We start from the raw sequence: 11848 nt of genomic DNA, 5'->3' as shown, positions 1-11848 counted from the left end.
GATCGTCAGAAACGCTACCCTCGAAGGGGTCTCCCGCATGCGCCGGACCTCCCGCTTCGCCCCCGTCGCCCTCGGCGTGGCAGCCCTCCTGCTCGGCGTCCTCCCCGCGCAGGCACAGGCCCACCCCGACCGGGCCCCCGACCGCGTCACCATCGGTGACCGCACCTTCACCACCGACGGCCAGGGCCGCGCGCTGCAGTGGCGCGGCTTCAACCTCGCCGACAAGAGCAGCCGGGGCGCCGAGGCGTTCGCCGACATCCACGAGAGCGACCTCAAGGACATGGCCGCCCGGGGGTTCAACCTCGCGCGCCTGGCGTTCTTCTGGGACGACCTCGAACCGACGCCCGGGCACTACGACCGCGGATACCTCGCCAAGATGCGCCGCATCCTCGACTGGGCCGGCCGCTACCGCGTCAAGGTCGTGCTCGACGCCCACCAGGACGTGTACGGACCGCACTTCGGCTCCCGGGGGGTGCCCGCCTGGGCCACGCGCGACGAGGGCCTGCCGTTCCGGCCGATACCCGAGGACTGGTTCTCCGAGTACTTCGAGCCGTCCGTACAGGCCGCCTTCGACCACCTGTACAAGGACACCGACCTCCGCACCGCGCACGCCCGCATGTGGACGACGGTCGCCTCCGCCCTGGGCGGGCACCCCGCGCTGCTCGGCTACGACCTGATGAACGAGCCGTTCGCGCGGATCCTCGAGGGCGAAGACCTCCCTGCCGCCGCGGCCCGCTTCGAGGCCGGCGAGCTCACGGAGATGTGGAACCGCCTCGCGCGGGCGGTCCGTCTCGTCGACCGGAAGTCGTGGGTGTTCGTCGAACCGACCGTCATCGTCGGTCTCGGCGCCCGCACCCGGATGGGGCACATCGACGACCCGCACGCCGGGTACGCGCCGCACTTCTACGAGACCGCGATGGAGACCGGCGGTGACTACGACCCCGATGGCACCTTCATCCAGGCCTACGAGGCGGCGATCAGCGACTACCCGACCCGTCACCGCATGCCGGTGATCGTCGGCGAGTGGGGCGGCAACCCGTACGTTCCGCACGCGAGCCGGTTCGTCACCGACATGACGGCCTCCCTGGACCGCTTCTCCAGCGGCTGGACGTGGTGGCAGTGGTGCCGGGGCGGCGGCTACTGCTTCCTCGACCAGACGGGCGCGGTGAAGCCCAACGCCCGGCTGCTCGTCCAGCCCTACGCGCGGGCCGTCGCGGGTGACCCGCTCAACTTCGCGTACGACCCCGCCACGCGCACCTACACCCTCACCTTCCGCACCCGTGACAACGCCGCCGGACCCACCGAGATCACCGTGCCGAGGGACACCTACCCGAACGGCTACCGCGTCACGCTCCAGGGCCGCGACGCCACGTGGGACGGCCATGGCCAAACCGTCACTGTGAGCACCCACGGCAGGAGCGGAACCACGTACCAGGTCACGATCAGCCCGAGGTAGCCCACCGGCGCGGTCACGGCGGCCCCGGCTGCGTCGCGAGCGCGTCCAGCACCGCCGCCGCGACGTGCTGTTGACCGGCCTGCGTGAGGTGGACGCCGTCCTCCTCCCAGTGGCCGTGCGCGGCGGCCCGGGTGTCGATCGTGACCTCGGGCTCGGCGAGCAGGAGTTCCGCGACGGCGTCGAGGTCCGCCCCGGCCCAGCCGAGACCGGCCCGCCGGAAGTGGACGTACTCCGCGACCCGCCCGGGATCGACGCCGGTCGGGGTGAGCCAGACCCACCGGGCCCCGGTCCGCCGGACCGTCAGGTCGCGCAGGGCCCGCAGGGTGCGGCGGGTCTCGGCGGCGGAGATCAGCGGGACCCCGTCCAGCCGCTGGACGTCGTTCGCCCCCAGCATGCACAGCACCCAGTCGGGCCGCTGGAACGCGAGCGTCGGGAGGTTCGCCAGGGCCTGGGTCGTCGTACTGCCCGTCACGGCCAGGTTCGTGCAGCGCACGCCGTCCGGAAGCAGGTGCCGCAGGATCTCGAACCAGGACAGCCGGTCGGCCGTGGTGCTCTCTCCCACGGCCACGACGTGCTCGCCCGGCCGGAACGGCAGGCCGGAACGGCGTGCCGTCGCTCCCGGTTCGGCGGCGAGTGCGGCGGCGGCCGCCCGGTTCCGCGCCTCGAAGAGGTCCAGGCGCGTCCGGTAGCCGGCCGGGTCGAGCCCGAACAGGGCTCCGAGCGCGGCCTCGTCGGGCGCGGGGCCGAGATGGCGCAGGACCTTCTCGGGCTGGTGGAAGCGGAGCATGCGTTCCGCCGGGTCGTGGGCGGCGGCAGTGGCGGCACTCGTCATGGCGGTCAGCCCTCCGTACGGACGCGGCGGCGCGGCAGCAGGAACCCGGCCGCGATCAGCCACAGCAGGCCGGCGAACCGGGCGACCGGCAGCAGCAGGGCGCCCCCGTCGGCCAGCAGGACCAGCGTGGACAGTTCGGCGACCGCAGCGACGGCCAGTCCCGCCACGGCGAGGGCGCGCGGAAGCAGGCCGGCGAGCAGCCCCGGTACGGCGATCCCGGCGACCAGCAGCCCCAGCAGGACGACGTGGCCGGGGCCACCGAGCCCGAAGGCCAGGTACTGCAGGGCCCGGACGACGTCGCCGCGCCCCGCGACCTCGGGCCGGGACAGCACCCAGGTGACCAGTCCGGAGCAGGCGAGGAAGGCCGAGGCGAGGACGCCTCCGGCGAGCGCGATGGTGGCGCCGGGAGCGCGTACGCCGAGCTTGTGCAGCCGCGCCGAGACGGTCGCGGCGTAGATCGCGAGCGGCACCGATGCCGCGAACTGCAGGGCTCCGGACAGGCGTACCGCGTCGGTGTGGTCGCGGAAATAGGAGGTCACCGTGTCGGTGGAGCCGAAGGGCGAGGGGAAGGTGTCCCCGTCGGCGAGGAGGGTGCTGAGCACGAGCCCGGCGAGGAAGAGGGCGGTGAAGACCACGGCGAGGATGCCGGGCGGCGGCCCGGCCTGCGGGTCCCGTCGGCTGTGCGTCTCTCGGGCAGCGGTCGCTGGGGTGGCGGTCACGGCAGAATCCGTTCTCTGAGGTTAATCGTTCACTGATGAGAATCATTTCGTTGGCTTACGATAGGCCCGTGAACAGTTCCCGGCAACCGCATACGACGGGCTCCGCCCCGGCCACCGGGCCGCGCGGGGCCGCGTTCCTTCTCGCCCAGATCGGCGCGCACGCCGCCGGACGCTTCGCGGAACGTGTCGGCCACCTGGGACTGACCCCGGCGGACGTCGGACTGCTGCGCATGGTCGCCGGGCAGCCGGGGCGCAGCCAGCGGGCCCTCGCCGAGGACCTGGGCGTCGTGCCGAGCCGTGTCGTCGCACTGATCGACGGCCTGGAGGGCAAGGACCTCGTCGAACGGCGGCGCAGCGCCGAGGACCGCCGCAACCACGAGCTCCATCTCACGGCGGAGGGCAGACGCACCCTCGGCGCGGTCTCCCGCGCGGCCGCGGCCCACGAGGACGCCCTGCTCGCCGCCCTCGACCCGGAGCAGCGCACGCACCTGCTCGGTCTGCTCGAACGCGTCGCGGCCGAACAGGAACTGACCCCCGGAGTCCATCCCGGCTACCGCACCCGCGGCTGAGGTCCGGCCGGCACCGACCGGGGCGGGGGTGAACTGCGCTGAACGTGTCGCGCGCGGCGGCGGTGCGGACAGCCTCGACCCGCGAGCGGGCCCGGTGCCGTAGAAACGGACGGCGTGCCGCCGCAGGCCCACGGTCTTGAGGCGTCGGCAGACAGTGACCGCCTCTGCCCGTGCCGTGCGGCGTCGTCGGTACGGCTCCGGTACGGCCTCAGCTCAGGGAATCGCCCGTGAAAGCCCTCGTCGCCACCGACTACCAACCGCTCGACCGCCTGACCCTCGCCGAGCTGCCGAAGCCGGCCGCGGGACCGGACGAGGTCGTGGTCAAGGTCGAAGCGGCCGCACTGAACCCGCTCGACCTCATGCTGGTCACAGGGGCTGCGAAGGGCCTCTTTCCGACCGAGCACCCGCTGATCGTCGGGATGGACGTCGCCGGAACCGTGGTGGAGGCCGGGGCCGGCGTCAGCGGGTACGCGCCCGGCGACCGGGTGCTCGGGTTCGTCGGACAGGCGGGTTCCGTGGCGGAGTTCACCGTGGCCACGCCGGGTCCGCGACTGGCCCATCGGCCGCAGAACCTGGACGCCGTCCACGCGGCCGCCATTCCCGAGTCCGGCATGACCGCGGTGTGCCTGCTGAGGGCCGTCGGGCTGACCGGGGGTGAGAGCGTGCTGGTGATCGGGGCCACCGGCGGAGTCGGTCTGTACGCCGTGCAGCTCGCGCACGCGCTCAGAGCCCGCGTGATCGCCACGGCCACCGCGCAGGACGCGGACTACATCTGCGGGCTCGGTGCAGCGGACACCGTCGACTACCGGCAGTCCGACGTGGTCGAAGAGACGCTGAAGCTGGTGCCGGACGGAGTCGACGTGGTCGTCGACCTGGTCAACCGCGGTGAGGGGCTGGCCGCCGTCGCACGGGCGGCCAGGCCCGGTGGCAGGCTGGTGTCCCCGCTGTCCGGCCCGGACGACCTGGGCCGCGGCGTGACCCCGGTCTACATCGGCTCGTTCGTCCCGGAACCGGGCGATCTGGAGGACCTCGCGAGCCGGGCCGCGGACGGCGGTCTGCGCGTCGAGATCGGTGCCCGCTACGCGTTCGGCGACGCGGTGCAGGCGGTGGCCGACTTCGCCGGCAAGCACATCCGGGGCAAGGTCGTCATCACCGTCCCCTGAGGTGGAGAGCTGCCGTACGGTCACCCTGGGGACCTCGGCCGGCCGCGCCCGCGGCCGGCCGGCCGATCGGCCCAGGGGTGATACTTGCCCCGCACCTGCATCGCACCCGCACCGTCGCCGGCAGCGCCGGGAGGCTGGTTCGGCCGACCACGAGGGAGCCCTTCATGACCACGGCGCAAGACCTGTTCATCGTCGCCCTGGAGGCTCCGCCCGAGCGTCCTGTGGGACAGGGTGACCTGTCCCTGGCCCTGGCCGGGGCCGAACTGATCGATCTCATCGCGGCGGAGGCCGTCACCCTGGACGACGACCTCATCCTGCCCGGCCCGCAGCAGGCGCTGGACGACCGACTGCTCGGGGCGGCGGCGTCGGCGCTCGGGCGACAGGAGCCGTACGAGCGCGTCGACGACTGGCTGTGGCGCAGGGGCCGCGACCTGTCCGCGGCCTACCAGAGGGTGTTCGAGGAGGACGGCCTGCTGTCCCCGGCGCGGCGCGGATACCTGCCGTTCGGGGCCGAGCACCTGGAACTCGTCGACTCACCGGCCCGGCAGCGGGCGCGCCGGCGCTGGGAGGAGGACGAACCCGTCCTCCGGGCCCTCGCCGTGGCCGTCGGCATCCGCCGCGGACCCTCCCAGGACGCTCCCGGCCCGGACGGCGAGGCGGTGACCGCCGTGCTGGCCGCCGTCAACGATGCCGTGATGGAACTGGAGGCGGTGCGCCAGCGGCGGTCCATCGAGAACGCGGCCTTCGCCAACGTCTGGCGGGCCCCCTGAGTTCTGCCCCGGCGGGGGTGGCGCCGGGGCGACCCCGGTACCCCTGCTTGGGGCCCGGCGAGGGGTTGTTCAGGACGACATGATGAACCGCAGGGCGAGGCCGGAGGCCGTGATCCAGTAGGTGACGCGGGCACCGTCGTCGAACGAGACCTGGCCGGGCAGGCTGACGTTCACCGGCTCGCCCGGTTCGCTGCCGGGGTTGGGGCCCTGGATGCGGAGAGGAACGGTGTTGGTGTCGTACGTGTCCATGTGGCCGCCGCCGGCGAGGAGAGCTGCGTACGCCTTCTCACCCGGAGCGAGGGTGGCGGGCGCGTCCTTGCTGTCCTTGATCACCGCGATCGGGGCCCTGGCGTAGGGGAACTTCACGTACGGGTACTCGTACAGATTGCACTTCTTCTTCCCGGTGTTGGTGACGGTGAGGAGGAGGTGCCTGACGGGCTTGCCCTTCTCGTCCTCGTTCGTGGCCGAGAACGCGAGGTCGGTCACCACACACGCCGCAACCGCGGCAGGCGCAGTGGAGGTTTCCGCACCGGCGGTGGGGCTGGTGGGGGTTGGTCCGGCGAGGGTTGGCGCACTGGGGGAGGGCTCGGTGGACGAGGGCGCACTGGCGCTGGGCGCAGCGGGGGACGCCGCATCGGCCGTCGGCGCAGTGAGGGAGGCGGCGGGTTGTGGTGCGGGGCGTCGGTGGGACTCCGGGCCGCCGAGGGCCGTGGTCAGGCCGAACGCGAGGGCTGCGACCACTGCAACGGTGCCTCCCGCGAGGGCGGAGTGCCGTCGGCGGCGCCGGGACACGGCCCGGCGTCGGACCTCCGCGCCCGTAGTGGGCGCGGGACTGGCGGCGCTGTCGGCCAGCTCGCGCAGGGCGGAGGAGAGGTCATCGGCCACGGTCTTCCTCCTTCTCCTCGCCGCTTCCGCCCACCACACCGACTTCACTCGCCGGCAGCAGCTCGGCGAGGGCTGCCCGGCCGCGTGACAGGCGGGCCTTGACCGTACCGGTCGGTGCGCCGGTTTCGGAGGCTACCTGCTCCACACTGAGGTCACACAGGTGGTGCAGCACTATCGCCAGCCGCTGGGGCTCCGGGAGCTGTCGCAGCGCCGCGACGAGGGCGACGTGCTCGGGGCCGGGTCCAGGGGCGTGCTCGGGTAGCGGCGTGCGGCGCACCAGCTCCAGCCACCGCCGCGCCCGCCGCCAGTGGCTGACCGCGAGACGCATCGCGACGGTCCGGATCCAGGCTTCGGGGGCCTCGGTGGTAAGGAAGTCACGCCGTCGGTCCCAGGCCCGTACGAAGGCTTCCTGAACGACGTCCTGGGCCTGGCCGTGATCACCTGTGAAGGAGTACACCTGGCCGACGACCCGTGGGAACGCCGACGCGTAGAACGCGTCGAACTCGTCCTCCGTCATACCACCCCCTCGGTGCCGAAACTTTTCCGATCCGCGTGCAACCCGCGGACTCCTGGCGTGCGTACAGGTCGTGTACAGCGAAGAACACCACACAGGGGGCTCTGTTGACCAGGGGAAACAAGGCAATCAGGAAGGCGGCGGGCGCGGCCGTCCTCGGCGCGCTGCTGCTCGCGTCCACGGCATGTGAGCCGAGTGGGGCCGACGTATCGGGTGACTCCAAGACCTCGGAGCAGCCGAGCGCGGCGAACTCGCCGAAGACGGGGGAGACGGCATCGGCGAAGCCGGGCGATGCTTCGGCGAAGCCCGGCGGTGGTTCGGCGAAGCCCGGCGGCGGTTCGGGCAACGCCGGCGGCGAGGCCGGTAAGGGCGACGGCGCCGCGGTTGCGGCGTGTGTGGTGACCGACCTCGCGTTCTCGGCCACGAACGAGGACGAGAAGGGCAAGCCCGTCAGGCACCTCCTCCTCACCGTCACCAACACCGGGAAGAAGAAGTGCAATCTGTACGAGTACCCGTACGTGAAGTTCCCCTACGCCAGGGCCCCGATCGCGGTGATCAAGGACAGCAAGGACGCGCCCGCCACCCTCGCTCCGGGTGAGAAGGCCTACGCGGCTCTCCTCGCCGGCGGCGGCCACATGGACACGTACGACACCAACACCGTTCCTCTCCGCATCCAGGGCCCCAACCCCGGCAGCGAACCGGGCGAGCCGGTGAACGTCAGCCTGCCCGGCCAGGTCTCGTTCGACGACGGTGCCCGCGTCACCTACTGGATCACGGCCTCCGGCCTCGCCCTGCGGTTCATCATGTCGTCCTGAACAACCCCGGACAGAACGCCCGCCGGCAGGTTCCGCCGACGGGCGGGCGTTCTGTCCGACCGGACCGCCGAGGAGCCCGCCGCCGACGCCGCCGACGAGTTGACCCGTCCGGAGCGTGCGGACCGACGAGGAACCACTGACCCCGTCCGGCTGGTTCCCACGCACGGCCCAACGGCCCGGCAGGCATACCGGCGTGCTCAGAAGCCGTGCATCGGAGTGGCTCGCGGCGCCGTTGATGGCGTGGCTCTCGTGACGCCCGTAGCCGCTGCCTAGGGTCGGCGGGAGCAGGCCGGGTGCCGGCCGGTCACGGAACAGGTGGGTGAATCGTGGAACGCATCACGGTCGGGCCGTACGAAGACGAACCCCCGCTTCCCTCGAGCCGTACCCGCGGGTGGCCGGTCCGGCGACGCGCCGCCCTCGCCGGACTGCTGCTCCTGTGCGTGTGGCCCGCGCAAGCCGTGGGCGCCGCCGAACCGCACGACGGGCACCACCCGCACACCGGCCAGAGTCTGTACGTGTCCGACTACGGCAACAATCGCGTGGTCACCCTGCCCACCCGTGGCGGGGGCGAGAGCGTACTCGTCCTCGACGGCCTGGTACGCCCCACGGGTCTCGCCTGGGACCGGGCGGGCAGCCTCTACATCGCCGACACCGGCAACAACCGCGTCCTGCGGCTGCTGCCGGACGGGGGCGGGCAGACCACCGTTCCCACCGACGGGCTCTCGCGCCCGCTGGGCCTCGCCGTCGACGCGTCCGGCAGCCTCTACGTCGCCGACAGCTTCAACGACCGGGTCGTGAAGGTGCCCGCCGACGGCAGCGGCCAGACCACGGTCCCGACCGCCGGTCTCCTGCACCCCTGGGGGCTGGCCCTGGCACCCGGCGGGGACCTCTACGTCTCCGACTTCGTCAACGACCGCGTCGTCAGGGTGTCCGCAGCCGGCGGCCAGACCACCGTCCCCGCTGAGGGACTCTCCCAGCCCACCGGGCTCGCCCTCAGCGCCACCGGAGACCTGTACGTCTCCGACAGCGGCAACAACCGCGTGGTGAAGATCGCAGCCGCGACCGGCGCGCAGACCACCGTACCCTTCACCAGTCTGAGCAACCCGCTCGGTCTCGCCCTTGACCACCGCGGCACGCTCTACGTGGCCGACGCCTTCAACAACCGCGTGCTCCGTCTCCGCCCGAACGGCACCCAGACCGTGCTGAACCCCACCGGCCTCAACACCCCCACCGGCCTCGCGTTCCCGCCGCGCACCGGCGCAGACGGGTAGCTCCCCGCGCCTCCCACTTCGGCGGACCGTGCGGCTACGGGCGCCGGGGCGGCCCCTCGGGCGTCTCGGAGAGCTGCTGGAGGCGACAGCCCAGTGCGGGGCCCGGCTGCTCGGCGACAGCCGGGTGCAAGGGCGCCGTGCCGCACCAGACTTGCACGAGGCGCAGTGTGCTCACGTCGGCCCGGGTCGTGGGCAGTGCGTCCAGCCAGTGCCGGGCGGTGGCGGGCGCCACCGACGTGAAGGTGACGCCCTCCTGTTCGATGAGGGCGAGGCATGCGCCGGGTCCGGGGTTCTCGGCCATGACGACGGTGCCGCCGACGGAGAGGGTGCCGACGATGCCGGGGGAGCCGAAGACGACGTCGGATCCGGCGGGCAGCGCGGCGAGGTACACGTCGTTCTCGGTGAGCGACACCAGTTCCGCGGCCGCCCGCACCTGACGGGCGTAGTCGCCGTGCGTGCGCGGAACGGGCCCGGGCGTCATGGCGGCGCCACCGGAGGGCAGCAGGAAGGCGACCTGGTCGGCGCTCTGCGCGAGCGCCGGCCCGGACGGGGAGTCCAGGGAGCCCAGCGGGAAGTAGTGGCATCCCGCCGGGTCGGTCGAAAAGCCGCCGTACGGGGACGCGTCGCCCGGTGGCTCGAAGGTGAACACCCGGCGCAGGAAGGGGGTTTGGGCCGCGATGTCAGCGACCATCGCCGTATGGTCGAAGCCCTGGTACGTCGAGGGGCCGACGTAGCCGACCGCCTCGGTGACCCGGACGAGGTGGGACACCTCGGGCGCGGGGTGCGGGAGCGGGCAGAACACGGGGACCGCGCCGGCGCGCATCAGCGCGAACACGGTGACGACGAACTCGGGAACGTTCGGCAGCTGGACGACGACCCGTTGTCCGGGCCGCAGGCCGCGCAGCTGGAATCCGGCGGCCACGCGGTCGACCCGCCGGTTCAGGCTCGCGTAGGTCATGCGGGTGTCGCCGTGCACGAGCGCGGTCCGCGGTCCGTACTGTAGGGACCAGGCGCGCAGCAGGTCGTCCGGCGTGTCCCCGCGCCGGTGCCCGGCTGACGAGTGGCGGCCGGCGAACTGCTCGGGCCGGGGCGTGCGGCCGGCGGGCACGGATGCCATTCGTTTCCTTCCGGAGCCGGGTTCCACCGGCAATGGGGGCCGCGGGCGTTCATTCGGAGCGAGATCCCGAGGTCGCAAGGCAATCCAATGATCCAACCCGCCGTCACGCAATGTGCTTTCCTGACCATGGATGCGCGACGCCCTCGGCAGAAGGTCCAAGCAGAGCCGCTGACCCTGCCGGAACGCGGCCGGTGCAGGCTCCACGGCCGGCGGACCGGCCTCGGCGCCCTGAGGCTTCCGCGGAACCGGGCGGCCCCATCGGCTGGGTAGTGTTTGCCGCCGTCGACGGTGATCGGGACCGGCTGTGGCGTGGTCGCCGTCGGGAGTCGGACCGTTGGATGAGGGCAGCGGTCTGGTTGCACACCGCACCACCCGAGCGATGAGGAGGAACCGATGAGCGCGGCCGACGAGGGACGGCAGTGGCTGGACGAGGTCAGCGTCGACAACGCGAGGACGACGCTGCTGCAGCTCCTCGCCCGGACCGGGGTCCCTTCGGACGACGCGGGCGAACTGATCGGGCTGGTCGAGGCGGGTGCGCTGGCTCTCGCACACGAGGAGCTCAGAGGCCGAGGGCGGAGCGCTCCCGGGGACAAGGGCGAGGAGTACGGGTCGGGCTGGCTCGACGGTGCCGGGGACCTTCTGGAGCAGCTCGGGACCATTGCCGAGCGGACCCTGCTCCAGGTGGTGGGGCCGGACGAGGAACCGGGCACGGCCGGGGAGCATCGGAGGGCCGGCCGGATGGAGGTGGAGCGGGCGCGGGTGGCGCTGGCGCCTTTGTACCTGTCGTTCACCACCGCCTCGGAGCTGGATCCGGAGGTGACCGAAGAGGTGCTCGCCGCCGTCCTGACCACGATGAGCCCCCGGCAGCGGGCCGGATACCCCGGACGGCTGGCGGAGTTCGCCGCCATCCACCGCGATCGGCTGGAGCGGCTGTTCGCGGCGTTCGGCCCGGGCAGTGCCATCGCGGTGCACGGCCGCTACTCGCTGCTGCACTCCGCCACGAGCATCGCCGTGCTGGAGCGGCTGCTCGCCGCACCGCAGGCGCTGCGCGGGGAATGGGACGCCGCGGAGCTGCCGCCCGCCTGGCTGGACGGACTGACGACCGCCTGGAACACCGCGGCCTGACACGCGGGCGAGCCGGCGGGCTGCCGCCGCCCCCCCGCGGCGGGCCGCCGCCCCCACGGCGGCCGCCCGGTTCAGGGTGCGGTGGCGGCGCTGAGGGTGCGGATGGCGGTGTGCTGCGAGTAGGCGAGCAGGCCGATCGTGGTCGCCGCCATGACGAAGGCGAACAGTATGTGGCCCAGGGCCGAGGTGACGGTCATGCCCAGGGCGTTCAGGGCGAAGTGGCTGCCGATCCGCAGGACGACCAGCGCGATGGCGACCCGGCGGGTCTCCTTGCCGCGCCACAGGGCCTTGGCCAGCTTGAGCCGCCCCCGCATCATCGTCAGCGACACGGTGATGTTCACGGCCAGCAGCACCACCAGCACCGGCCACGCCGACGGGAAGGCCCCCAGGATGTCGAAGGCGGCCGCGAGGACGCCCTCGAAGCCGAAGAACCACACCGGCAGCCTGTAGTCGGCCGCAGTCAGGGCGCTGGTGTCGATCGCTGCGGCCGGTGCCGGCCTCTTCTGCAGGACGTTCATGTTCTCCCCCGTGGTCAACGTGTTGCTCACATTCTGTCCGGGACCGGCCTCCACGGGCAGAGGCCCCTCGTCACGGGCGTGGAGTGACAACTGT

The 11848-nt window shown here is 72.7% G+C and carries 13 protein-coding genes; 7 read left to right on the top strand and 6 right to left on the bottom strand.

Going from position 1 to position 11848, the window contains the following annotated elements:
* The first annotated feature begins 37 nt into the window (after positions 1 to 37).
* Entirely contained in the window at positions 38 to 1456 is a 1419-nt protein-coding gene (locus IE207_RS14135; RefSeq protein WP_190184499.1) for a cellulase family glycosylhydrolase, read from the top strand.
* 13 nt (positions 1457 to 1469) lie between these two features.
* Here IE207_RS14135 and IE207_RS14130 read toward each other — a convergent pair whose 3' ends face one another.
* Both IE207_RS14130 and IE207_RS14125 read right to left on the bottom strand, forming a co-directional pair.
* Positions 1470 to 2288 carry an SGNH/GDSL hydrolase family protein gene (locus IE207_RS14130; RefSeq protein WP_190184498.1) on the bottom strand — a complete coding sequence of 273 codons (819 nt, stop codon included), beginning with the start codon at positions 2286 to 2288 and terminating at the stop codon, positions 1470 to 1472.
* Between the two features lie 5 nt (positions 2289 to 2293).
* On the bottom strand, positions 2294 to 3007 hold the full coding sequence (locus tag IE207_RS14125) for a hypothetical protein (RefSeq protein WP_229873713.1): 714 nt from the start codon (positions 3005 to 3007) through the stop codon (positions 2294 to 2296).
* A 68-nt stretch (positions 3008 to 3075) separates the two neighbouring features.
* On the opposite strand from IE207_RS14125, the gene IE207_RS14120 reads away from it, so the two are divergent.
* The 3 genes from IE207_RS14120 (at position 3076) to IE207_RS14110 (ending at position 5509) form a co-directional block, all read left to right on the top strand.
* Positions 3076 to 3576: a MarR family winged helix-turn-helix transcriptional regulator gene (locus IE207_RS14120; RefSeq protein ID WP_229873712.1), complete on the top strand. Its 501-nt coding sequence runs from the start codon at positions 3076 to 3078 to the stop codon at positions 3574 to 3576.
* A gap of 227 nt (positions 3577 to 3803) precedes the next feature.
* Positions 3804 to 4739 carry an NADP-dependent oxidoreductase gene (locus IE207_RS14115; RefSeq protein WP_190184496.1) on the top strand — a complete coding sequence of 312 codons (936 nt, stop codon included), beginning with the start codon at positions 3804 to 3806 and terminating at the stop codon, positions 4737 to 4739.
* A gap of 164 nt (positions 4740 to 4903) precedes the next feature.
* Positions 4904 to 5509 carry a GOLPH3/VPS74 family protein gene (locus IE207_RS14110; protein ID WP_190184495.1) on the top strand — a complete coding sequence of 202 codons (606 nt, stop codon included), beginning with the start codon at positions 4904 to 4906 and terminating at the stop codon, positions 5507 to 5509.
* Positions 5510 to 5578: 69 nt separating this feature from the next.
* On the opposite strand, the gene IE207_RS14105 is transcribed toward IE207_RS14110, so the two are convergent.
* Both IE207_RS14105 and IE207_RS14100 read right to left on the bottom strand, forming a co-directional pair.
* On the bottom strand, positions 5579 to 6394 hold the full coding sequence (locus IE207_RS14105; protein ID WP_190184494.1) for a DUF4232 domain-containing protein: 816 nt from the start codon (positions 6392 to 6394) through the stop codon (positions 5579 to 5581).
* Positions 6384 to 6911, bottom strand: a complete 528-nt coding sequence (locus tag IE207_RS14100) for a SigE family RNA polymerase sigma factor (RefSeq protein ID WP_190184493.1) — start codon at positions 6909 to 6911, stop codon at positions 6384 to 6386. The genes IE207_RS14105 and IE207_RS14100 overlap by 11 nt, the downstream gene beginning before the upstream one ends.
* Before the next feature lie 104 nt (positions 6912 to 7015).
* On the opposite strand from IE207_RS14100, the gene IE207_RS14095 reads away from it, so the two are divergent.
* Both IE207_RS14095 and IE207_RS14090 read left to right on the top strand, forming a co-directional pair.
* A complete protein-coding gene (locus IE207_RS14095) occupies positions 7016 to 7723 on the top strand; it encodes a DUF4232 domain-containing protein (RefSeq protein ID WP_190184492.1) in 708 nt (235 codons plus the stop codon).
* 326 nt (positions 7724 to 8049) lie between these two features.
* Positions 8050 to 8994, top strand: a complete 945-nt coding sequence (locus IE207_RS14090; protein WP_229873711.1) for a virginiamycin B lyase family protein — start codon at positions 8050 to 8052, stop codon at positions 8992 to 8994.
* A gap of 34 nt (positions 8995 to 9028) precedes the next feature.
* Here IE207_RS14090 and IE207_RS14085 read toward each other — a convergent pair whose 3' ends face one another.
* Positions 9029 to 10111, bottom strand: a complete 1083-nt coding sequence (locus IE207_RS14085; protein ID WP_190184491.1) for an AMP-binding protein — start codon at positions 10109 to 10111, stop codon at positions 9029 to 9031.
* A gap of 393 nt (positions 10112 to 10504) precedes the next feature.
* Between IE207_RS14085 and IE207_RS14080 the strand changes: the two genes are divergently transcribed.
* Complete coding sequence (locus IE207_RS14080) at positions 10505 to 11236, top strand: hypothetical protein (protein WP_190184490.1); 732 nt, start codon at positions 10505 to 10507, stop codon at positions 11234 to 11236.
* Positions 11237 to 11307: 71 nt separating this feature from the next.
* On the opposite strand, the gene IE207_RS14075 is transcribed toward IE207_RS14080, so the two are convergent.
* Positions 11308 to 11784, bottom strand: coding sequence for a hypothetical protein (locus IE207_RS14075; RefSeq protein WP_190184489.1), 477 nt, complete (start codon positions 11782 to 11784; stop codon positions 11308 to 11310).
* Between the last annotated feature and the right edge of the window lie 64 nt (positions 11785 to 11848).

Origin of the sequence: Streptomyces cirratus (assembly GCF_014650775.1) — a bacterium.
In the GTDB taxonomy this organism is placed as follows: domain Bacteria; phylum Actinomycetota; class Actinomycetes; order Streptomycetales; family Streptomycetaceae; genus Streptomyces; species Streptomyces cirratus.
Note: the sequence above shows the minus strand (reverse complement) of the source record. Positions and strands in the feature narration are given on the sequence as shown.